This window comes from Rhizobium sp. Root149 (assembly GCF_001427345.1).
Taxonomy (GTDB): domain Bacteria; phylum Pseudomonadota; class Alphaproteobacteria; order Rhizobiales; family Rhizobiaceae; genus Neorhizobium; species Neorhizobium rhizoryzae.
This window is the reverse complement of the sequence record NZ_LMGD01000026.1, coordinates 1-23,150: the sequence shown is the minus strand read 5'-3', so window position 1 is coordinate 23,150 and position 23,150 is coordinate 1. Positions and strand designations below refer to the sequence as shown.

19 protein-coding genes and 1 pseudogene are annotated in these 23,150 nt (G+C 59.7%); 18 read left to right on the top strand and 2 right to left on the bottom strand.

What is annotated here, in order from left to right:
* Window positions 1–230: 230 nt before the first annotated feature.
* From ccoN to ASD54_RS25095, 11 genes are all read left to right on the top strand, one after another.
* Window positions 231–1,871, top strand: a complete 1,641-nt coding sequence (gene ccoN / locus ASD54_RS25150) for a cytochrome-c oxidase, cbb3-type subunit I (RefSeq protein ID WP_062557468.1) — start codon at window positions 231–233, stop codon at window positions 1,869–1,871.
* Between the two features lie 4 nt (window positions 1,872–1,875).
* The gene (ccoO, locus tag ASD54_RS25145) at window positions 1,876–2,628 is read left to right on the top strand and encodes a cytochrome-c oxidase, cbb3-type subunit II (protein WP_062557355.1); all 753 of its coding nucleotides are present in this window, start codon (window positions 1,876–1,878) and stop codon (window positions 2,626–2,628) included.
* 18 nt (window positions 2,629–2,646) lie between these two features.
* Window positions 2,647–2,817, top strand: a complete 171-nt coding sequence (locus ASD54_RS25140; RefSeq protein ID WP_062557354.1) for a CcoQ/FixQ family Cbb3-type cytochrome c oxidase assembly chaperone — start codon at window positions 2,647–2,649, stop codon at window positions 2,815–2,817.
* Window positions 2,808–3,689 (top strand): cytochrome-c oxidase, cbb3-type subunit III, encoded by an 882-nt coding sequence (gene ccoP, locus ASD54_RS25135; protein ID WP_062557353.1) that lies wholly within the window; start codon window positions 2,808–2,810, stop codon window positions 3,687–3,689. Before ASD54_RS25140 ends, ccoP begins: the two co-directional genes overlap by 10 nt.
* Window positions 3,686–3,865, top strand: coding sequence for a hypothetical protein (locus ASD54_RS25130; RefSeq protein ID WP_062557352.1), 180 nt, complete (start codon window positions 3,686–3,688; stop codon window positions 3,863–3,865). Before ccoP ends, ASD54_RS25130 begins: the two co-directional genes overlap by 4 nt.
* 22 nt (window positions 3,866–3,887) lie before the next feature.
* On the top strand, window positions 3,888–4,706 hold the full coding sequence (locus tag ASD54_RS25125) for a DUF2189 domain-containing protein (RefSeq protein ID WP_062557351.1): 819 nt from the start codon (window positions 3,888–3,890) through the stop codon (window positions 4,704–4,706).
* Window positions 4,707–4,825: 119 nt separating this feature from the next.
* On the top strand, window positions 4,826–6,988 hold the full coding sequence (locus ASD54_RS25120) for a heavy metal translocating P-type ATPase (protein WP_280139234.1): 2,163 nt from the start codon (window positions 4,826–4,828) through the stop codon (window positions 6,986–6,988).
* Window positions 6,985–7,134, top strand: a complete 150-nt coding sequence (gene ccoS / locus ASD54_RS25115) for a cbb3-type cytochrome oxidase assembly protein CcoS (RefSeq protein WP_062557349.1) — start codon at window positions 6,985–6,987, stop codon at window positions 7,132–7,134. Before ASD54_RS25120 ends, ccoS begins: the two co-directional genes overlap by 4 nt.
* A gap of 62 nt (window positions 7,135–7,196) precedes the next feature.
* Window positions 7,197–7,694, top strand: coding sequence for a hypothetical protein (locus ASD54_RS25110; RefSeq protein WP_062557348.1), 498 nt, complete (start codon window positions 7,197–7,199; stop codon window positions 7,692–7,694).
* A 1,089-nt stretch (window positions 7,695–8,783) separates the two neighbouring features.
* The gene (rnk, locus tag ASD54_RS25100; RefSeq protein WP_062557346.1) at window positions 8,784–9,233 is read left to right on the top strand and encodes a nucleoside diphosphate kinase regulator; all 450 of its coding nucleotides are present in this window, start codon (window positions 8,784–8,786) and stop codon (window positions 9,231–9,233) included.
* Window positions 9,234–9,382: 149 nt separating this feature from the next.
* Window positions 9,383–9,922, top strand: coding sequence for a hypothetical protein (locus tag ASD54_RS25095; RefSeq protein ID WP_062557345.1), 540 nt, complete (start codon window positions 9,383–9,385; stop codon window positions 9,920–9,922).
* A 296-nt stretch (window positions 9,923–10,218) separates the two neighbouring features.
* Here the strand turns inward: ASD54_RS25095 and ASD54_RS25090 are convergent, their stop codons facing one another.
* Complete coding sequence (locus tag ASD54_RS25090; RefSeq protein ID WP_062557344.1) at window positions 10,219–10,812, bottom strand: DUF488 domain-containing protein; 594 nt, start codon at window positions 10,810–10,812, stop codon at window positions 10,219–10,221.
* A 519-nt stretch (window positions 10,813–11,331) separates the two neighbouring features.
* Between ASD54_RS25090 and ASD54_RS27365 the strand changes: the two are divergent.
* The 6 genes and pseudogenes from ASD54_RS27365 to ASD54_RS25060 all read left to right on the top strand — a co-directional run.
* Window positions 11,332–11,448: pseudogene (locus ASD54_RS27365) on the top strand (DUF1127 domain-containing protein); the annotation flags it as partial.
* Between the two features lie 921 nt (window positions 11,449–12,369).
* Window positions 12,370–12,546, top strand: a complete 177-nt coding sequence (locus tag ASD54_RS27025) for a hypothetical protein (protein ID WP_062557342.1) — start codon at window positions 12,370–12,372, stop codon at window positions 12,544–12,546.
* Between the two features lie 192 nt (window positions 12,547–12,738).
* Window positions 12,739–13,719: a DUF3991 and toprim domain-containing protein gene (locus ASD54_RS25075; protein ID WP_062557341.1), complete on the top strand. Its 981-nt coding sequence runs from the start codon at window positions 12,739–12,741 to the stop codon at window positions 13,717–13,719.
* Between the two features lie 108 nt (window positions 13,720–13,827).
* Window positions 13,828–14,433 (top strand): DUF1419 domain-containing protein, encoded by a 606-nt coding sequence (locus ASD54_RS25070; protein WP_062557340.1) that lies wholly within the window; start codon window positions 13,828–13,830, stop codon window positions 14,431–14,433.
* Window positions 14,434–14,443: 10 nt separating this feature from the next.
* Window positions 14,444–14,845 (top strand): DUF3085 domain-containing protein, encoded by a 402-nt coding sequence (locus ASD54_RS25065; RefSeq protein ID WP_062557339.1) that lies wholly within the window; start codon window positions 14,444–14,446, stop codon window positions 14,843–14,845.
* Window positions 14,846–14,944: 99 nt separating this feature from the next.
* On the top strand, window positions 14,945–20,065 hold the full coding sequence (locus tag ASD54_RS25060; RefSeq protein WP_062557338.1) for a DEAD/DEAH box helicase family protein: 5,121 nt from the start codon (window positions 14,945–14,947) through the stop codon (window positions 20,063–20,065).
* A 74-nt stretch (window positions 20,066–20,139) separates the two neighbouring features.
* On the opposite strand, the gene ASD54_RS25055 is transcribed toward ASD54_RS25060, so the two are convergent.
* Window positions 20,140–20,928: an NYN domain-containing protein gene (locus ASD54_RS25055; RefSeq protein ID WP_062557337.1), complete on the bottom strand. Its 789-nt coding sequence runs from the start codon at window positions 20,926–20,928 to the stop codon at window positions 20,140–20,142.
* 416 nt (window positions 20,929–21,344) lie between these two features.
* On the opposite strand from ASD54_RS25055, the gene ASD54_RS25050 reads away from it, so the two are divergent.
* Window positions 21,345–23,093 carry a ParB/RepB/Spo0J family partition protein gene (locus ASD54_RS25050; protein WP_062557336.1) on the top strand — a complete coding sequence of 583 codons (1,749 nt, stop codon included), beginning with the start codon at window positions 21,345–21,347 and terminating at the stop codon, window positions 23,091–23,093.
* Window positions 23,094–23,150: the final 57 nt, after the last annotated feature.

Genomic DNA, 23,150 nt, shown 5'->3' with positions numbered 1-23,150 from the left:
CAGCAGTTTGACCTGTATCAACCGTTACGGTGCTTCACCGCAGCAAAATCAAATGAACGTGTTGGCGCGGCTAGCGCGCATTCTTGACGATCATCAAGTAAGTGGCGAATTCCTCGTCAGTAGCTGAAAAAACCGCCTCTTTCGGTTGTCGCTCCGGACACATCGTTCTATGTCCGAAATGGCGGCGCTGAGCCGTGTCTGACAGAAGCAGGAGAGGGAGAGGCGACTTGATTGGGCGGTTAACCTCAGGCGAGCGGCAGCTCGCTGCTATTGTACTGACAGTGCTGGCCGTTATCGGAATAGCAATGGCAGCGGCCGGTCGCGCCGATCCGCTAGGCGTGCATGGCTTGCTCGTCTTGCTCTACAGCGGTGCCTTGCTTGCCCTTGTTCTATCTGGGCTTTTCGAACGGGAACCGGATCCGGAACGGCTGTCGCGCTATTATGACGATCCAATCAAGGTCGGTGTGGCCTTCACTATGATCTGGGCAGTCTTCGGCATGTTCATAGGCGTCTGGGCCGCCGCGCAGCTGGCCTGGCCGTCGCTAAACTTCGATACAGCTTGGGCCAGTTTCGGCCGGATCCGTCCAGCCCATACCACTGGCGTGATCTTCGGTTTCGGCGGCAATGCTCTCATTGCGACGTCTTTTCACGTGGTCCAGCGTACGTCACGTGCGAGACTAGCAGACCAGTTCAGCCCCTGGTTTGTGATCTTTGGGTATAACCTGTTTTGCCTGCTGGCAGTGACCGGTTACTTCATGGGCCTGACGCAGTCTAAGGAATATGCCGAGCCGGAATGGTACGCCGATCTGTGGCTGGTTGTGGTCTGGGTTACCTATTTCGCACTTTACATTCGCACTCTGGCGCGGCGCAAAGAGCCGCACATCTATGTCGCAAATTGGTATTACATGGCCTTCATCCTGGTCGTTGCCATACTGCACATAGTGAACAACATTGCGCTACCAATCTCGCTTGCGAGTGCTAAAAGCTATACCGTCTGGCCCGGAGTGCAGGATGCTATGGTGCAGTGGTGGTATGGCCACAACGCCGTTGCGTTCTTCCTGACCGCAGGCTTTCTGGCCATGCTTTACTACTATCTGCCCAAACGGGCAGATCGTCCAATCTTCTCTTACCGTCTCTCCATTTTAAGCTTTTGGGGCATCACCTTTTTCTATATGTGGGCTGGCTCCCACCACCTGCACTACACAGCCCTGCCGCACTGGGTACAAAACCTCGGCATGACCTTCTCCGTGATGCTGCTTGTTCCATCTTGGGCTTCGGCCGGCAACGCGCTTCTGACCCTCAACGGGGCGTGGCATAGGGTTCGCGACGACGCCACCTTGCGCTTCATGTTCATTGCCGCGATCTTCTATGGCTTGTCGACTTTCGAGGGATCTTTCCTTGCGATACGTCCAGTCAACTCGCTGTCGCACTACACGGACTGGACCGTCGGCCATGTGCATGCCGGCGCCTTAGGTTGGGTGGCGTTCATCACCTTCGGCGCTCTCTACACGCTTGTTCCGACTCTCTGGCGGCGTGAGCGAATGTATTCGGCGACCCTCGTGGAGGTCCATTTCTGGCTCGCATTGATTGGCACCCTGATCTACGTGTTTGCGATGTGGAACTCCGGCATCATTCAGGGGCTCATGTGGCGAACCTATACAGCTGAAGACACGCTCGCCTATTCCTTCGTCGACTCGCTTGTCGCCATGTATCCCTATTACATTGCTCGTACGGTGGGCGGATTGTTCTTCCTGATCGGGGCCATTGTCGGTGCTTATAATATCTGGATGACGGCACGTGCAGCACCCTTGTCACGCGCGGAACAGGATCTACCCGTGACCAACAATCCAGCCACGGCGCCGGCGGAGTGATGGCATGAGAGAACTCTTTCACCGAAAGCTGGAACGCACGGCAGTTGGATTTGTGTTTGCAATCATTGCTGCTGCAAGTGTGGGTGGTATCGTCGAGATCGCGCCACTCTTCACGATCGACGAAACGGTTGAGGACGCGCCGGACATGCGTGTCTACACTCCTCTGGAGCTGGCCGGCCGTAACATCTATATCCGCGAAGGATGCTATGCGTGCCACAGTCAGATGATCCGCACCCTGCGCGATGATGTGGAACGGTATGGACCTTATTCATTGGCAGTCGAATCCAAATACGACCACCCGATGCTGTGGGGTTCAAAGCGGACCGGCCCCGATCTTGCACGCATTGGCGGCAAGTACTCTGACTTCTGGCACGTTGCACATTTAACCAATCCGCGCGACGTCGTTCCACAGTCCAACATGCCAGCATACCCCTGGCTTGCACGTAACCCTCTCGACGTGGATGAGTTGGACCTTCATCTGCAGGCACAGCAAGCGCTGGGTGTGCCTTACAGCGACGAGATGGTGGCGAATGCCGCGCAGGATGCCATGGGTCAGGCCTCGCCAGACTCTCCGTTTGCCGCTGGAGTCGCTGAACGTTACGGCGAGGCAACACAAGTCAGCACGTTCGACGGCGTGACAACCCAAGTTACGGAAATGGACGCTTTGGTGGCCTATCTGCAGGTCCTCGGGCGACTGACGGATGCCGCCTATCGTGGCACAGTCGCCGAAGAACAGGCTCCCGATCCCAACAACTGAGCGGCGAAAGGATAACCAATGGATCTTGATCACGGGACAATGGTTGCCTTCTCGAAGAGCTGGGGCTTGTTTTACCTGATTGCCTTCTCGATCGGCGTGCTCATCTACACCTTCTGGCCGTCGAACAAGAGGCGTTTCGATCAGGCGAAAAAGGACATTCTGGACAAGGAAGACAAGCCATGGACGTAGAGGAAGTCGATCCCGTAAGCGGCCGCAAGACTACCGGCCACGAGTGGAACGGCATCAAGGAGCTCGATACGCCCGTGCCGCGCGGAGTCCTGATGTTCCTAGTGGTGACGCACTTGTTTGCGCTGCTCTGGTGGATCCTCATGCCAACTTGGCCGATTGGAACCACTTACACCAAGGGTGTTCTCGGGACTGATCAATGGGATAGGGTCGAGGAGGAAATGGCGCAAAGCCAGGCGGCACGTGCGAAGTGGACGAACGCCATCGAGACCAAGAGTTTTGATGAGATCATGGCAGATGAAAACCTGATGCAGTTTGTGCGCAGCTCCGGGCGGCAGCTTTTTGGCGACAACTGCGCTGCCTGCCATGGGGCGGATGCCAAGGGTGCGGCCAACTATCCTAATCTAACGGATGACGACTGGTTGTGGGGCGGGGAACCAGAGAACATTGCTGAGACGCTGCGGGTCGGCATCAATTCCCCGCACGGGGAAAGCCGCGTCGCGCAGATGCCGGCGTTCGGCCGCGACCAAATGCTGGAGCGGCCCCAGGTTCGACAAGTTGCACAGTATGTTTATTCGCTGAGTCATCCTGAAGCGTCGACGCCAGAAAACGTCGAAGCCCTACAGGCTGGGCGTGAGGTCTTCCTGACCAATTGCGCGGCCTGTCACGGAGAGGATGCCAAAGGCAGTCGCGACGTGGGCGCGCCTAATCTGACGGACGACTATTGGATCTACGGAGGTGACATTCAAACGCTGGTAACCTCGATCCATGGTGGCCGGCAGGGTCATATGCCAACCTGGGATGAGCGTTTGAGCGAAAGCGAGATCAAGACGCTGGCGCTTTATGTGAATGATCTGGGTGTGGAAAAGCCGTGACCAGGCAAGCACGATGGTCGATCTGGATCGCGGTCGGCGCGGCCGTCAGCCTGTTTGTCGGCGCCAACGCGCATCTCGTCTATGTTGCCATACGCAGCCAGCCAGGATGCGTGGATCATCTCAAGACTCGGGGAACCGATCCAGGGCAGTTCAGAGCGGCAAAATCTGCCTGCTGATCGTTTGAAAGGGAGTGGAAGGATGAAGACGCCGGGAAAAACATATGGTCTGCTGAGCGAAACCTCCACCGTGGAGGAAACGCGCAATCCCTTCTACAAGAGAAACCTCGCTCCGACAGCGCCGCTTGTGTGGCTGTCACGCGGTTGGGACGACCTTTGGAAGCAGCCTGCACTGAGCCTTCTCTACGGGGCCGGCGTCTTCTTGTTGTCGGCTCTGTTCATCTGGCTTCTGTTTGCCGGCGGTCGTGACTATTACGTGTTCCCCGCCATGGCAGGCTTCATGATCGTTGCGCCGCTGCTGGCGGCCGGCCTCTACGCCAAGAGCCGAACCCTTGAGGCTGGCGAGCGTGTCAGCGGCAGGCGGATGTTCCTCATCCGCTCCGAAACTGGCACACATATCTTCTTCACCGGCGTCCTGCTTGTTCTGTTGATGCTCTTGTGGATGCGGGCTGCCGTCCTCGTCTATGCCCTGTTTTTCGGCGTCAAAGCTTTTCCTGGCTTTTCCCAGATAACACAGGTGCTGCTAACTACGCCTACAGGCTGGGCGATGCTGCTGGTTGGGAGCTTCATCGGCTCCCTGTTTGCCGGCTTTGCCTTCGCCATCAGTGTTTTTTCGATCCCGATGCTGCTCGACAAGCGGGTTGATGCCTTGACTGCCATGGGAACAAGCACCGCCTTGGTATGGAACAATCTGCTACCGATGTTGACGTGGGGCGCCATCGTATTGGCGCTGTTCGTAGTTTGTGCCGCGACAGCGCTTGTAGGATTGATCGTAGTCTTCCCCTTGCTTGGACACGCTACCTGGCATGCTTATAGAGCCATGGAGGGATCCGCAGGTTGACCTGCTGCGCGTCCTTTGCCACCCACGACCGCAGAGCCAGTGACTCTGGCATCGAGCCGCCTGGCGAAGAGGTCGCTTGGGCAAGCCAGCCGCTTGGCGAAGACACTTACCGTACCGTTGTGAGTATTCCCGCGCTGCGGTGCGGCGCGTGCATCGTGGCCGTCGAGCAAGCGTTGATGGCACAGCCAGGTGTGTCCGCAGCAAGAGTTAATCTCTCAACACGCCGGGCGGCGGTGATTTGGACAGGTCAGCAGGACCAACCGCCGGCGATATTCTCCGCACTTGCTTCGATTGGTTATCCTGCCACGCTTGCGTCGGAGGAGCGGGGGCGGGACGAGGAGGTAACCAAGCTTTTCAAGGCGGTTGCCGTGGCCGGCTTCAGCGCAATGAACATCATGCTGCTGTCCGTTTCTGCCTGGTCCGGCGCAGACGGTGATGTGCGGCAAGGTTTTCATCTTGTCTCTGCGGCGCTCGCACTGCCAGCCTTGATCTATTCCGGGCGCATTTTCTTTATTTCGGCATGGTCAGCGCTGCGCGCTGGACGCACAAATATGGACGTGCCGATCTCTGTTGGCCTGGTGCTCGCCTTCGGTTTGAGCCTGTATGACGTTTCCCAAGAGGCGCCTCACGCCTATTTTGATGCCGCTACATCCTTGATCTTCTTTCTATTGATTGGCCGAACGCTTGAACTGCTGATGCGGGAGCGTTCGCGCTCGGCCGTTTCAGCTCTTTCTCGCCTTGAGCCTGCGGGCGGTCATGTTGTGGGAGCGAACGGAGAGACGATCTATCTGCCGCTACACGAGATCAAGCCAGCCATGCAGGTGATCGTCAATCCGGGGCACCGGGTGCCTGTGGACGGGATTGTCAGGGACGGCGTCTCCGAGCTGGATGCTTCCCTTATCACCGGCGAAAGTCGATGGAGCCCCTGCGGGCCCGGAACCCTGGTCCAGGCAGGGGTACTCAACCAGTCCGGCCGGATTGTCGTCGAAGCGACGGCGACGGCGACAACGTCGTTCCTGGCGCAGATGGTCAATCTCATGCAGGCTGCCGAGCAAGGAGGGCCACAGTATCGTGGCATTGCAGAAAGGGCTGCACGTCTCTATTCACCTGTCATCCATACCCTTGCTCTCTTCGCGCTTGTCGGCTGGTTGCAGCAAACAGGAGACTGGCATCAATCGCTGAGCGTCGCTATCTCCGTTTTGATCATCACCTGTCCCTGCGCCTTGGGATTGGCCGTACCAATTACGCAAGTGATCGCGGCCCGCCGCCTTTTTCAACGCGGTATCATTATGAAGGACGGTGCAGCGCTGGAAAGATTGGCTGAGGCCAGTTCTGTTACCTTCGACAAAACGGGCACGCTGACTTTCGGTCAGTACCAGTTAGTTATGCCAAAGGCTTTGATGCGCTATTCCGCGTCGATTTCTTCCGCTTTGGCCAAACATTCTCGTCATCCGGCGGCAGTCGCAATCGCTCGGTCAGTGTCCCCTGATGACGGCTTCGCTCTCGATCATGTTGAAGAGATTGTTGGATGCGGTGTTGAGGCGGTTGTAGGAACAGACATTTACCGCCTCGGGCGCCCAGCTTGGGCGATCGGCGAGGAGCAAGCCGTAGCAACAGTAGATGAGTCAGCCTCCAGAGCGGTCTTGTCAAAAAATGGGACGCTGTTGGAGAGCTTTGAACTGAAAGACCAGCTACGTCCGGGAACCGTTCAGCTAGCCGCCGCATTACGCAAGGAGGGATACCCGCTTAGTATCGTCTCGGGAGACAACGCAAACGCGGTAAGCGCCATCGCATCCAAGCTCCAAATTCAGGATGCCTCAGCCAATCTATTGCCTGTAGAAAAGCTCGAACGTGTACGCAGGGCTCGCGACAATGGCGAAAAGGTCTTGATGATCGGTGACGGACTGAATGATGCTCCAGCACTGGCTGCGGCTTATGTTTCGATGGCACCGGCGACAGCCGCGGAGGTTGGGCGCAAGCAAGCGGACTTCGTCTTCATGAGCGATGATCTTCGCGTCATCGGGGAGGCTATCTTCACTGCCAAATGGGCAAGAAGGATAGTGCGGCAGAATCTGGGAATGGCTATCATCTACAACGCTGTTTGCGTGCCCATAGCTGTGGCGGGCTTTGTGACGCCGCTAGTGGCCGCTATCGCCATGTCTTTCTCTTCAATTGCTGTCATCGCCAATGCTTTGCGGCTCAGCTCAGACAGAATGCAACCGCTGCCTTTCCAACCGAAGGAAAGCGATGACGCCCCGTTCGGAAATAGCCTGGCAGCATGAACTATCTCCTGATCTTGATCCCTATAGGGTTGGCCATGGGTGCTATCGGACTGATCGCCTTTTTCTGGTCGCTCAGAAACGGGCAATATGAAGATCTCGATGGCGCAGCAGAGCGCATTCTGATCGATGAGGATAACCAACCCTGACAACCGCTTGAAGCTGACATCTACCGCGACATCTAAGGGTAGCGGAACCGGAGGAATTTCAGATGCCTGTAGTCGCTGCTTTGTTCAAGGATCTCGAGGCCGCTGAGAATGCTGCGGCAGAACTGCGCGCCATAGGCGTCGCGGATGATGACATCAGCATTATCTCCAACCAGAGTGGGCATTTGACCACGGACGCTGATCCCGTGGAAACCACCACCGCAGGCGCCGGTATCGGCGCGGCGGGCGGTGGAGCGATTGGACTGGTCGCTAGTTTGGTCATGACGCCCATTGCCGGAATCGGCGTTGTAGGAATCCTGGGCTGGCTCGCCACGGCCTTGGCAGGCGCCTCTGTTGGCGTTGTTGCTGGCGCAACCGTTGCCGGCGTTTTCGACGTCTTACGCACCAGTGGCTCCTCCGAGGAGGAGGCGCACTTCTTCACCGAAGGTTTAAGGGCGGGTGCGACGCTTGTGGCGGTACGCGAGCCGATAGAACCTGATAAGGTCGCACGGATACTGCAGCGCTCGGGCGGAGGCATGGGGACCTCTTTTGCAGAAGACTGATATTGGCTCAAAGCAAGATCAGCGTCACGTGAGATAGCCCCACCTAGTGGGAGTCAGAGTTAGCAACATCGCTCACCGACAGCCAAATTCCTCACTCACCGGCGGGAATTTCTTGAGAGGGGCTCGGAAACGGAAAGTCCTTCAGTTGACTTTGCTCAGTGTCTGGCCATTCTGCGGCCTCATGAGAGGGCAGATAATGTTCATTAGCTCGTCAGGAGCGATTCCCACCAAAGTGCAGTAAGCCGGAAACCTGTGTCGGTCGTCGCCGCAGGTTTTCCGGTGGAGCAAGACGTCAGCAGACGTGATTTGCAAGGTAGCGGCAGACAATCCAAACGTGTCTCCAGCCAACGTGACTGTTCTCCTCATGACCTCTTTGATAAAGCCATCAATTGTCGTATCGCAATCTGACTTCCTGTGCCTTAGCGCCTTCGTACAAAGCGGAAGAGCAAGGGGCCTCAAGGTTGCAGACCTCCTATTTCAGGAGCTGGAGCGGGCATGGATTTCCCCCGATGACGAGGTAAGATCTGAAACAGTGCGGATTGATTCGACTATCACGTTTGTTACGTCTTCAGGTGACTCTAAGACTGTGCGGTTGGTTCAACCAGGTCATGCCAATATGGCTGCGGGTCGCGTATCTGTGCTATCCAATATAGGCGTCGCGCTCTTGGGTCTTCGGAAAGGCGACACCGTCTCCTGGATTTCGTGGGAGCACAAGGAAAATTCCCTGACTCTGGTAGACGTCGATCCACCACATTGTGTTCCCGATCTTTGCATTTAGCGGCATGACACCAAGGCTTGATGCCCAAAAGAGGTGGTTCGGGCGTCGTGGCGCGTTGCTTGACTTCCATGTCTGTCGGGTCCATGTTCGATCCATGTTGACAGAACGCCTTCTTTACCGTTGCAAGCGGGTGTGCCTCATCGCAGGCACCTGACCCCCGGCTTGGTCGCGTCGCGCCCGGCCGTGGGGCGCATAGGCAGCTTTTCCGTCAGATCCGGTCGAAGCCTGCCCGTGAGGGCGACAGTCAATTTCCCACATCAACAGTCACCGCGGCGCAATTTTGCCTGCGACAAGTCAGCGAGGATCCAGCAATGGCTCCCAACAAGAACACACACCGCAAGCCGGCCATCATGGTCACCCAATCCGATCACGACCGGCTGTCGCGTCTCGCCGATGCGCACGCCAACCGCGATCCTGACGCGTCCGAAGAGCTTCTGGCCGAACTGGATCGCGTACGCGTGCAGGACGGAAATATTGCCGCCGACGTTGTGTGCATGGGCTCGACCTTGCGCTTCACCAGCGATCTCGGCGAAGACCGCACCGTCACGCTTGTCTTTCCGGGCGAAGCGGATATTGCGGCCGGCAAGATCTCTATCCTTACCCCCATCGGTGCGGCCTCGATCGGACTATCCGCCGGCCAGTCGATCCACTGGACCGCACGCGACGGTCGCGTCCACCGCCTCACCGTCGAGACCGTGCAGGCGCCGGCGGAAAGCCCGGCGGCCCCTGCTGCCACGGCGGAGCTGCGGCCCGCATCATGATCCGCGTTCTGCCACCTTGCCGCCTCTCGCCCTACGGAGGCTGCCTCATCGCAGGATAGTTGCCCCTGCACCGCGGCTCGCGCGGGCAGGGGATCTCCCGTTCATGATCAATGTGCGCGCTCCCGCCGGGAGCAAAGGAGAACTGCGATATGTCCAAGGACAACATCATCCTTACTACGAAGGATTACACCATACTGGAAGCCATGTGCGACAGCCCGCGCGTCCGGCCGGAATTGCTCGTCCCACATATCCGCCGCAAGCTGGATGCTGCGATCGTCGTCTTCCGCCAGGACCTGCCGGAAGGGGTGGCGAGCGTCAACAGTCGCGTCACCTTCCGCGTAGATGGCGGTGCGACCGATACGCGGGTCCTCTCGACCGGCCAGGTCGAGGCGCCGGTTGGCATGTTCCTGCCGATTACCACGCCGAGGGGCTTGGCCCTGCTCGGGCTTTTCGAGGGCCAGGAGGCGGTAGTGGAGAATGCCGACGGACGCGCGGAACGGATCGTGCTCGATAAGGTGGATTATCAGCCCGAGGCCGCCCAGCGAGAGCGCGTGGCTGCACAGAGCGAGCTCCTCCCCGCACAGCACGAGCCGTTGCTTCGCGTGGTGTCCGGCGGCAGGAAGGAGGTGCGCCGCCTTGTCCCAGCAATGTGGGGCGGTACTGACGACCCAGGCCCGTCGGCTGCTTGAGCCGCCGCCGGCTTGGTATTGTGCGGGCCGTTTTGGCCCGCGTTTCGCTGCAACCGAGCATCGATTATCGGACAGCGATACGGAACCGCAGCGTGCAGAGCCCCCTTTTTCGCTTACAATCGTCATAAAAGCGCGTATTTCACCAAAGATAGCTTTGCTTCAGAATCTCCATCAACATGACGTTGGCCACACAAGAGATAACGCGTCGTGCGCTCGAATTCCGGTAGTGGCGTAGGAGCTGACAATCCATCTTCTTGTCAGCGCTGGAGTTGACTGCGTTCGCAGACTTGAGTGAGTTAGCAGCAGGGCAGATTTTCTGCCCCGCCCGGATAAGTGATTGCTCCGCCTCTGTGGAGTTTGGCTCCCTGAGTCAAAGCCGCCGGTACTGTTTTACCCACGTCCATCAGGTGGAATACTTTGATATTACGCTTTAGTAGATAGTCGGCGATAATCCGTCGGTGGCACCGCCACCAAACTGCTTCGGAACACATCATCGCGCAACGCCTTATGGTGCCCACGCTGATCAGCAGTTCCAGCCCCTCTATGAACGTATCGGAGAGCGTGTAGTCGGCGTAGTTATGGAAGCTTCTGTTGTTCCAGAACGCGTTCAAGTCTTGGTCTACCGCCTTCTGCTTTGAGCGTCTTCCTCCAAGTTGTGGGATGGCCAAGTACCTTATCTGGAACGGCTCGAGGCTTGCCGCGAGAACTTCCTCGTTGAATTGCGGATTTCTTCGCGAGCGTCTGATCGAACGCACATCCACGACAAGCTCTATCTCTGCGCTCCTCAGGAGTTCCGCAAACTCAGCGATTGTTCTGGTTGAATGTCCAACAGTAAAGAAGCAGGTCTTCCGGACAGCTTGATCCGCATAGCTTCTCCCCAGTGGACGCATCGTAGTCCCTCTCTGGCTTTGTCAATGCCGTGGTGGTTTCATCCGTTCTTATGATAATGCCGTGGAAGCCTTTTGGTGCCCTCGAACAGCCTGGAGTTCGCCGATCTATTTGCGGCTAGCGGACTTCCAGTGGCTAAACCGAATGATAGAGCCGATGACGAGCTGCCACTGCCGTGTCGTCCACGGGTTGCATTCAAGGCTCGTGATCCCCATATATTAAGCATGACAACCGTAAGCAGACATAAGAAGTACCTGGTCGTCTCGGCGTCCCTCCTCACGCGTCGCTAGCCCCGAGCGGCTGAGGCGTTTTGCCAGCCGTTTCGGGGAACACTCCACAAACAGATGCCGTCTTCCGCCTTCTTGAAGGCCATCAGGCGGCTGAACATTCTCGCTTCGCCTGAAGCACTGAAGTTGCTCGGCGATACTGAAGGAGTGAGCGCTATGTCCGCAACCACAAGAATGCCAGCATCGAAGCCAACCTACCACTCTCAGAAGAGGCCGCGCCTCACTGTTGCACAGCTGTTTTTACGCGCAGCGCGTCGCTGGCAGCGAAACCGCGCCTTTAACGCACTCTCGCAGCTGTCCGACCGACAGTTGGAGGACATTGGCGTATCGCGCAATGACATCCCAAGGGTAGTGAAGGGTATGTTCGTCGACAAACATGAAGACACAGGACCTCGTCATGAGGGAGTCGTGCAAGATGTCGGTCAGGTCGATGTCGCCGCCGAGCCTTATTCGAAAGCGGCGTGACCAATGGATGCCGTCGCTAAGGCCGTTCTGGCCGTGGGCCTTCTCGGTCTGATGATCATCGCTTTTGCGCTGATGTGAATGTCAACCTAAGAATCCCGGGGGCTGGCCAGACACAGATTGGTGAATGGTCGTTAACGCATCTGAGGTCAGCCCTCGTCGACTGGCAAATTCGTTGAACTTCTTGGGGAGAGACCAGCCATAGCCGATGAGGCAGGGAGCATTCCGGTGCAACTAGGTCACCATCGGCGCGACAATGTCATAGGACTTGATTCGACTATTAACAGTGACCGCCAACCTACGGTTACAGGTCTTCTGGGCTGAGCCGCCGAAGTTCCATAAATCTGATTATCTGATTTTTCATAAGTAACTGATATAAAATGATAAAAGCGAGAGAATTTTGCGCGTCGTACTGTGCGGTTGCGCCCCTGGTCTGGCAGACATCAGCCGTCCGGCTTAAATGTCCCCCGCTCAACTTTTCGGCGCAGGAGTGCTCTATGCGACTCCGTTCAATCGAAGAGCCGGTTCGGCCGGAGCTGGTCGATCGGGTGTCGCGGCCGTCGTCAGGGAAAATAGGATCCGACAGTCAGTGGGAATCGCGCGCCTCAACGTTGCGACACCGGTCGCACCCCAATCCCGCTTCTTGTGATGGCGTCCTGGACCAAGTCCGGATCTCCGTCGATCAACCCTCTAGGGGTCGGCTAGCAAGCTGCCGCCGCTTCGTCTTCGTCTTCGCGATGATCGCGACCGTCCCTGTTCCTTTGAGGAGCCATCAGCGGGAATTGGCCCGCTTCCGATGGAGCCTCTCAAATGTCGCACGATCTTTCCCTCGCACAGTCCCACGCCTTCCAGCTTTCCCGCGACCTCATGGTCCCGGTCACCGTCTTCGAGGTCGACGGCGAATACGGCGTCCTTCCTTCTGACGAGATCGACGCAAGCGACGACCTCGAGATCATTCACGAATTCCATCCATTCGGGGCTCACTGAGCCCCGCTTTGCCGTTCCGGCTGCCGCTTGCGAGCTGGCGGCCGCAAGGGAAGCTGCGCCATGGCCGGTGCAAATCTGCACCTTGCCGGCCATGCCCTTGCAGCCTTTGCTCTTCGCGCCTGTCGGAAACTGATCCCGCATGGTGCGGGAGGATAAAGATGGAAGGTCGGCCGCATGCGGCCGGAGAGGAAAATGAACAGAGACGAGATTGAAAGGCTTCGGGAAACGGTAGGCTGCCAGGTGGTGCTGGAGGCCGCCGGGTTTGCCCTCGATGTCAAGGAAAGCACCAAGCGCGCGATGAAGTATCGTCGCAGCGCCGAGATCATCATTGTCACACATGCCGGACGAGGCTGGTTCGATCCTCTCGGTGACGGCAAGGGCGACATCTTCGGTCTGGTCACGAGCCTGGAGGGGTGTGACTTCGTTGATGGCTGCGCGCGGGTGGCCGCACTTTGCGGCCTTGAGCCGTCTGAAGCCGTCTTGCGACGGGACGATTGTGAACTGAAGGACACGGCCTCAATCGCCGAGGATTGGAAGCGCCGGCGATCCCCTTGGCCCGGCTCTGCATCCTGGCGCTATCTCCGGTTTCAGCGGTCCCTTCCCGCCTTTGCCATTCGTGCGGCAATTGCTCAGGACCTGCTCCGCGAGGGACCGTATGGAAGCATGCGGGCAGCGCATACGGATGACAATGGCACCATCAGCGGATGGGAGGGGCGCGGCCCTGAATGGCGCGGCTTCGCGACCGGCGGGAGCAAGATCCTGTTTCGGCTTGGCACGCGACACGCAACGCGGCTGTGTGTCACCGAGGCGGCCATCGACGCCATGAGCCTGGCAACCATCGAAGGAATGCGAGACGAGACGCTTTATCTCAGCACTGGCGGGGGTTGGGCGCCAGCGACAGCGGCAGCGTTGCGAACCCTTTGCGAGGCGCACGACGTTCAACTCGTTGCTGCGACAGACGCGAATGTTCAGGGCGATGCTTTTGCCGGCCGCCTTCGGCAGCTCGCCGAGGAGGTCAGCTGCGATTTCATGCGCCTGCGCCCGTCTGCAGATGACTGGAACGAGGTGCTGAAAGAGAAGCAGCGGGAGAAAGAAGAAAAAGGAAAAGGAGGACGTGCCGCATCCGCGCCAGCCGCATCAAGGGAGGCTGCGCCCGGCGATGCCGGCCCTTGACCCGGCTGCCCCCGATGTCGGCGGCTCAGGAGGGGTCATGAAGGGCTGAAGAGAAAGGCGAGGTCATAGGGATCTCGGTGCTTCGGTCCGCCAAGCCCGAAGGAGCCAATGTCCAACACCACCGTCATCCGCAAGGTCTTTGAGGGATCCGCGACCCGCAAACAAATGTTCTCGCTTTTCGATCGTCATGCCAAACGTCCAACGCGCGGCGAGGATGAACCAGCTGCACTTTACGCCGGTGAGTGGTTCGAAATCTCGGAAACCGAACACGACTATATGTTCGAAATCCTTCCGCCGCTGTGGATCCGTGGATCGATGTTTGCCATGCGCGAGTTCATGACGGGCTCGGTCACCTCCATCTTCTTCGCGCTTCGGATCGACGGGACCGTTCGCCACTTCCATGGCTATTGCGATCTGTCGGACGGCTCGGCCGTTGAAGCGATGCGGTTGGCAATCATCGAGCGTGAAAGCCGACCGGTCCGCGCCATGACGCGCGAGGAACGCCTCGAGCACATCTGGAGCGCAACCGCCGACGCCTATCGCGGTTATGCGAGCGGTCGTTGGCCGCCGGCGGCGCAGGGACAACGCACGGTCATGCTTTGGAGCGGCGCCAACGGGACAATTCTGAAGCTCTTGAGAGATCTGACCGATAATGAGGTCTCCGCCAAGCTGCCGGTGCAGTTCCGCCACCTCCCCGAAGCCGTCGCGGCGTGAGGAGGACATCATGCTTTCTTTCCCTCTCGAACGGGTGCACGAGGTTCTCGACCGCGGTCGCACCGATGCCGCTGCCTATGGCGGCTTCCGCAATCCATACTATGGCCTTCGGCCAGGCGAAGGTGAACAGCCCGGCCTCTGGCTTGTCGGAGATCACGGCGTCTATTTGATGTCCAACGGCAAGCTTCCAGATGGCGGCAGACCACTCGTGGTTTATGCCGAGGAATGCGACCCGGCCACCAACGATGACTGGTTTCACGTCAAGCGCGCCACGTTCGGCGGCGATGACGGCGTCGAGTTTCTCGATGGCGTTCATCTGGAAGCCATGATGGCCGCCAGCCCCGCTGCGACGCATCTCTGCATCGTCTTCCACGACGACACGATACAGCTGTCGATGACCGCGCCGCAATAGGCGCGGCACGGCGCCTCAAACCAATCCCTCACCCTCCGCATGGTCGATCGGTGCCTCCGCGTCGCTGACTTCGTGCGCCTGTCCACCAAGGAGAAACCCATGAGCAAAGACCGCCTTCTACTCGATAATACTGGTGCCTTCGATATGCTTGGCAGTTCCGCCCTCTCTTCCGGCCTGAGGCTTGGCGTCACCGCCTTTGGCGGGTTCGACCCCGTCGCCGCCAATGACGACGATCCGGATCCCACGCCGCCCTCGCCTGCCCCCGCGCGTGCGATTGGAAAGCCAGCCCAAAAGGCTCCACGCAAACAGGGGGAGCGGGCGAACTTCTACTTGGACGACCAGGATCGTGGCCTCGCTGCGACCTGGAAGGAGCGGGCGCGGGCTAATGTCGCCGCAATCCTTACCGCCAACGAGATAGAGCGGAATGATGTGCCGGTTACGCGCGATCACCAGGCGCGGCTTATCCGGTTTACAGGCTTCGGCGCATCGGATCTGGCGAACGGCATGTTTCGCCGGCCTGGTGAGGCCGAGTTTCGTGATGGTTGGGATGAGTTGGGCAACGCGCTCAAAACAGCGGTCACTGAGGCCGACTATGCGTCGCTTGCCCGCTGCACCCAGTATGCGCATTTCACACCGGAATTCATAATCCGGGCGATCTGGTCCGGGCTCCAACGGCTTGGATGGCGCGGTGGCCGGGTGCTCGAGCCGGGTATCGGGACAGGTCTGTTTCCGGCGCTGATGCCGGCCGAGTACCGAGACTGCAGCTATGTCACCGGGGTCGAGCTCGATCCGGTGACCGCCCGTATCGCGCGCCTGCTGCAGCCGCGCGCGCGGATCATCAACGGCGATTTCGCGCGTACCGATCTGGCACCGATATACGACCTTGCCATCGGAAACCCGCCTTTCTCCGATCGCGCGGTTCGTTCCGACCGAGCCTATCGTTCGCTCGGGCTTCGTCTGCATGACTACTTCATCGGCCGGTCGATCGACCTCCTGAAGCCCGGGGCTCTGGCAGCCTTTGTCACCAGTGCAGGAACATTGGATAAGGCCGACACGACCGCGCGCGTGCATATCGCCAGGTCCGCTGACCTGATTGCAGCAATACGGCTCCCGGAGGGCAGTTTTCGTCGTGATGCCGGCACGGATACTGTGGTCGACATCCTCTTCTTCCGCAAACGCAAGGTCGCCGAGCCAGAGGGTGACGTACTCTGGCTTGATGTCGACGAGATTAGGCCAGCATCGGAGGATGAAGGCGCGATCCGCGTGAACCGCTGGTTCGCCCGTCATCCAGATTTCGTGCTCGGTACCCATGCCCTCACCTCCGGTCCATTCGGCGAAACCTACACCTGCAAACCGCGTACCGGTAGCGATCTCGAAGCCGATCTGATGGCGGCCGTCGGTCTGCTGCCCGAAAACATCTATGACGGTGAGTCGACCCCTTTCGATCTCGACCTCGAGGACGAGCTTGGCGATATCCTCGATCTACGGCCCGACAATGTCAAAGTCCGCGAGGGCAGCTATTTCGTCGATCCCAAGCACGGCCTGATGCAGATTGTCGATGGCGCGCCGGTCGCTATCACCGCCCGAAAAGGCCGGAGCGGCGACGGGTTGTCTGAAAAGCATGTCCAGATCGTCAGAAAGCTGATCCCGATCCGCGATGCCGTGCGCGATGTCCTGAAGGCGCAGGAGACTGATCGCCCCTGGCGGGATGCGCAGGTACGCTTGCGGATTGCCTGGTCGAGCTTCGTTCGCGAATTCGGCCCTGTGAACCATACGACGGTATCGATCCATGAGGATGCCGGGACCAATGAGGTGCGCGAGACCCATCGTCAGCCGAATTTGCAGCCTTTCCGCGACGACCCCGATTGCTGGCTGGTAGCCTCGATCGAGGATTATGATCTGGAGACCGACACGGCGAAGCCCGGGCCGATCTTTTCCGAGCGGGCCATCGCGCCCCCTGCCCCGCCCGTCGTCACCAGCGCTGCCGACGCGCTTGCTGTCGTTCTCAACGAGGCCGGCCGGGTCGATCTCGATCACATTGCCGAGCTCCTGCATTGCGATCGCAATACTGTGGTCGATCAACTCGGCGAGACTATCTTTCAGGATCCGGCTGACGGGTCATGGCAGACGGCGGACGCCTATCTTTCGGGCCAGGTCCGCACGAAGCTCGCAGCCGCGGAGGCGGCCGCCACGCTCGATACCGCCTTCCAGCGAAACGTTCGTGCCCTGCAGGCGGTTCAGCCGGCTGACCTGCGACCGTCGGATATCACGGCCCGCCTTGGCGCACCGTGGATCCCGGCCGTCGACGTCGTCGCCTTCGTGAAAGAGATGATGGATACCGATATCCGCATCCATCATATGCCGGAACTTGGCTCCTGGACTGTCGAAGTCCGCCAGCTCGGGTATTCCGCCGCAGGCACCTCAGAATGGGGCACCAGCCGCCGGCATGCTGGCGAGCTACTGTCGGACGCGCTGAACAGCCGCGTCCCGCAGATCTTCGACGTCTTCAAGGACGTGAACGGTGAGCGGCGGGTTCTCAACGTCATCGATACAGAGGCCGCCCGCGAAAAGCTTCAGAAGATCCGCAGCGAGTTCGAGCGCTGGGTCTGGACCGATCCGGATCGCACCGACCGGCTCGCGCGGGTCTACAATGACCGGTTCAACAATATCGCACCGCGCGCCTTTGACGGCTCACATCTCAAACTGCCTGGCGCATCCGGGGCCTTCGTTCTCTACGGGCACCAGAAACGCGGCATATGGCGGATCATTGCCGATGGCGCGACCTATCTTGCCCATGCCGTCGGCGCCGGCAAGACGATGACGATGGCGGCCGCGATCATGGAGCAACGCCGGCTCGGGTTGATCGCCAAGGCGATGCTGGTCGTGCCGGGCCATTGCCTGGCACAGGCGGCGCGAGAATTCCTGGCGCTCTATCCGAACGCCCGCATCCTGGTCGCGGACGAAACCAACTTCTCCAAGGACAAGCGCGCCCGGTTCTTGTCGCGGGCGGCGACCGCGACCTGGGATGCGATCATCATCACCCACTCCGCCTTCAAGTTCATCGGCGTGCCCTCCACCTTCGAACAACAGATGATCCAGGGCGAGTTGCGGCTCTACGAGGATCTGCTGGTCAAGGTCGACAGTGAGGACCGCGTCTCGCGCAAACGCCTCGAGCGGTTGAAAGAGGGTCTGGAGGCGCGGCTACAGGCCCTTACCACCAGGAAGGATGATCTTCTCACCATCTCGGAGATCGGCGTCGATCAGATCGTCGTGGACGAAGCGCAAGAATTTCGCAAGCTCTCCTTCGCCACCAACATGTCGACCTTGAAGGGCATCGACCCGAACGGATCGCAGCGGGCCTGGGATCTCTATGTCAAATCCCGCTTCATCGAGACGAAAAACCCCGGCCGGGCGCTGGTGCTGGCCTCCGGTACGCCGATCACCAATACACTGGGCGAGATGTTCTCAATCCAGCGCCTGCTCGGCCACGAGGACCTCCATGAGCGTGGTCTGCACGAGTTCGATGCTTGGGCATCCTGCTTCGGGGATACGGTGACCGAGCTCGAGATCCAGCCATCGGGCAAATACAAGCCGGTCAGCCGCTTCGCATCTTTCGTGAATGTGCCCGAGCTGATCGCGATGTTCCGCAGCTTTGCGGATGTGGTCATGCCGTCAGACCTCCGCGAGTATGTGCGGGTGCCCGACATCTCGACCGGCCGCCGACAGATCCTGACCGCAGCGCCAACGCCGATGTTCAAGACCTATCAACAGCTCCTGGAAACACGAATCAAGGCGATCGAAGAGCGTGAGGGGCCTGCCCAGCCGGGCGATGACATCCTGCTCTCCGTCATCACCGACGGCCGCCATGCGGCGATCGACTTGCGCTTGGTCATGCCTGCCGTCGATGACGAGCCGGACAACAAGCTCAATCTCCTGATCCGCAACGCGTTGCGCATCTGGCAGGAGACCTCGCACAACACCTATCTGCGCCCGGACGAAAAACCCTATGAGCTCCCGGGTGCGGCGCAGATGATCTTTTCCGATCTCGGCACAGTCAACGTCGAGAAGACCCGTGGTTTCTCCGCCTATCGGTGGATTCGCGACGAGCTAATCCGCCTCGGTGTGCCGCCGTCGGAGATCGCCTATATGCAGGACTTCAAGAAAACCGAAGCCAAGCAGCGCCTGTTCGGCGATGTCCGTGCTGGCCGGGTGCGTTTCCTGATCGGTAGTTCCGAGACGATGGGCACGGGCGTCAATGCCCAGCTTCGCCTGAAGGCACTCCACCATCTCGACGTCCCATGGCTGCCGTCCCAGATCGAGCAGCGCGAAGGCCGGATCGTCCGCCAGGGCAATCAGCACGATGTCGTCGATATCTTCGCCTATGCCACGCAAGGTTCGCTCGACGCCAGTATGTGGCAGAACAACGAACGCAAGGCCCGCTTCATCGCTGCCGCCCTCTCCGGCGATACCTCGATCCGGAGGCTGGAGGACCTCGGAGAAGGTCAGGCCAACCAGTTCGCCATGGCCAAGGCCATCGCGTCCGGCGACGAACGCCTGATGAAGAAGGCGGGGCTCGAAGCCGATATTGCCCGGCTCGAACGCCTCCGTGCCGCGCATGACGACGACCTGTATGCTGTCCGCCGGCAGATCCGCGACGCGGAGCGAGACATCGAGCATGCGACGCGTCGGATCGCCGAGATCGGTCAGGATATCGAGCGGCGCATCCCGACACATGGCGACGCTTTCTCGATGACCGCGCTCGGCCAACCATACGCTGAGCGCAGGGAGGCGGGCCGCGCCGTCATGAAGGAAATTTTGACACTCGTACAGCTCCAGAGCCAGGGCGAGGTCCATCTCGGAACGATCGGTGGCTTCGATCTCGTCTTCGACGGCGAGCGGATCGGCAAGGACGGCTTCCACTACCAGACCCGTCTTCAGCGAACCGGTGCAGACTACGAGGTCGATCTGGCCGTCACCGTCACGCCGCTTGGCGCGATCTCTCGCCTCGAACATGCGCTTGACGGGTTCGACGATGAACAGAGGCGGTTTCGACAACAGCTCGACAGCGCCGAACGGCGGCTTGTATCATACCGTTCGCGAGATGGTGGCGCTTTCGCTTTCGCCGACGAACTTGCCGACAAGCGTCGGCAGTTGCGCGAGAACGAGGCATTGCTTGCGGCAGATGTAATGGCTGATGCTGATCAAGCTTCGGCCGCATAGCGACGCTGCTGCGCAAAATTCAGGTGCATGCGATGAGCCATGGGCCGTGGTTGCTCGCGGGCCATTCTTTTTGCTCAAAGTTCATCTTCCGGGGTGTGCCCATCCGCGGCGTTCAACACAGGACCTGGATCGATCGCGTCCTCCGGGGCAATTTCCGCCGCAGCAAGGTTCTTGCGCCGCTTATTCGGGTTCGGCGATGTGGATCGGAGCCCGTCAATGTGCTCGTGCAGATCGGGTGCGATGTTGTTCCACATCGGATCGAGCAGGAAATCGATGCCCTCACGTCTTGCATGCTTGGCAGCGGGGACGAAGTCGCTGTCGCCGGCGACAAGTACGATCTGATTGACGAGACGCTTTTCGGCCAGAACGGCGATATCGAGTCCGATCTTCATGTCGACAATCTTCTGACGGGCGTAATAATAGAAGTCGTCGTCGGTGAGGTCTGCCCAAAGCTTCGTGCCCTTGATCAGATCTTGCATTACAGCAGGCCTCAGCGTCCACGCGCCGTTTTTCTCATCCAGGCGACCCAGTCTGAGCGCCGTCTTTCTGTTCTGGCGAAGCTCGGCGTGAAGAGCTTTCCTGAACACAGCTTCAGGCTGGGTCGCCAGATTGAAAGCCTTTTTGGACAGCGGTGTATGGAGCCGCTTCTCCAGTGGCGGGCAATCGTAGAAATAGATGCGGTAAAGGTCGGCAACCTTGTTGCTGCCCTGCCCTTTGCCACCCCGGGTATAAAGGTGCGCAAGGCACATGCGGTTCAAAGTTTCGGCCACGGCGCTCGGATCGTGGCGGTCGATGTCGGGATAAACCGTGCCAAACCGGCGCACGAAGAATCCGCCATCGACAAGAATTGCGGTGGTTTTCATCAATCCTCCAAAACGGAAAACCCCCTGGGGCGGGTCGACCGTTTATAAAAAGGGATCGACAGCAACCAGGGGGGCGATTGAGACCATAATTATGAAATCGTCGAGGGGATGTCAAGGGAAGCACATGCGCTGCCGCCTGACCGGGACGGCAACTGAAATAGGAAAGTAGGAAAGAAAAGGAAAGAAATTTCCTCGCAGGTCGGTCAGCCCGTCGGCGCTTACGCTCAACCGCAACCTGCGCAACCCGGCCCCTCGCCCGTCGCAGAGCTATCAGCTCCGCTCGGGCATCGCGGCAGGGCCGCTCGATTGCAGTGGCGCCGGCCCGCCCGCCCCGCGCTCCGGGAGGTGTCTTCGAAGGAATGAAGACATGAAGGAGCAGCAAGCCTGCCGCTCCGTACCCGACAAGGAGCAAACCGATGCAGATCCTCAAGATCGATCCCCGCGCGCTGAACGCAAACCCGGACGACGCCCGCCAGTCGAAATCCTCACCGCAGGCAGATGCGTTGCTGCTGGCAACGGTGAAGGCTGTCGGCATCATTCAGCCACCCGTCGTGTCGCCTCAGGTGGATGGCGGCAATGGCTACCTGATCCAGGCCGGACACCGCCGCGTTCAGGCCGCGATCGCCGCCGGCCTCGAAGAAATCGATGTCGTCGTCAGCGAGGCGGCAAACGACAATGGCGCCATGCGTTCGATGGTCGAAAACATCGCCCGCGAGCCACTGAACCCCGTCGACCAATGGCGTGGCATCGAACGGCTTGTCGCGCTCGGCTGGACTGAGGAAGCGATCGCCGTGGCGCTCTCCCTTCCCGTCCGCCAGATCCGCAAGCTGCGCCTGCTTGCCAATGTCCTGCCCGCCATGCTCGACCAGATGGCCCGCGGCGATATGCCGAACGAGCAGCAGCTGCGCACGATTGCATCCGCGTCGCTCGACGATCAGAAAGAGGTCTGGAAGGCCAACAAGCCGAAGAAGGGCGATACGGCTTCATGGTGGCAGATTGCCAACGGTCTCTCGAAAACAAAGATGTTCGCCCGCGACGCAAGCTTTGGCGACGATCTCCGCGAAGCCTATGGCATCGAATGGGCGGATGACCTGTTCGGTCCCGCCGACCAGGACAATCGCTTCACCACCAATGTCGAAGCGTTCCTCGGCGCGCAGCAGGAATGGATGACCAACAATCTCCCGAAGAAGGGGGCGATCCTCGACGTGAGCAATTACGGGCAGCCGGAACTGCCGAAGAAGGCCGAACGCGTTTACGGCAAGCCTGGGAAGGATGACCAGACCGGCCTCTACCTCGATCGTGACGGCAAGGTGCAGACCGTCCATTATCGCATGCCTGAACCGAAGCCGGCCAAGGGCGGATCGGTGGTAACCGATGATGGCACGTCCGTTGAGGATACGACGGGTGCCAAGCAGCGACCCGACGTGACTCAGAAGGGCCACGACATGATCGGCGATTTCCGCACCGACGCGCTGCATGACGCGCTGGCCCGCGCGCCGATCGAGGACGACATGCTGATGGCGCTCCTCGTACTCGCCTTTGCCGGACAGAATGTCCGCGTCGATAGCGGTGCTGGGGGCGCTCTCTATGGCGGCGCGCGCTTTGGGCGCCATGCCTCGCGTCTCTTCACCGATGACGGCCGCCTGTCGTTTGACATGGACACGGTTCGCGTGACGGCGCGCGGCACGCTGGTCGATGTCCTGTCATGCCGCCGCGGCATGTCGAACAGCGGCGTTGTCTCGCGCATTGCCGGCGAGGCCATCGGCGCTGACGCTTACCTGCCGGATATGGGCGGCGAGGAGTTCCTCGTGTGCCTGTCGCGCCAGGCGCTCGAAGCCGCGGCGAAGGATGCTGGCATCGAGCCGAAGGCGCGCGTTCGCGAAACCCGGGCAGCGCTCGTTGAGCACTTCGCGGGCGATGCCAGCCTCGTGCATGCAAGCGCCCTGTTCGCTCCGGACCCACAAGATGTCACGGCTCTGCTTCGCCACGCGGAGGCGACGGACGGAGACGACGAGAGTGTAGAGCAGGAGCATGAGCATGAGGACGGCGTCTCCGACGACGAGACGATCGATGCCGACGCGGGTGAAGGCTTTGATGGCGCCGACGATCCGGAAGCCGAAGAGCTCGATGACCACGAGACCGCCTACGGCATTGCCGCCGAATAGGCTCCAGCCAACAGATCTCAGACCCATCGCGCCGCCGGCTTCACCGCCGGCTTCACC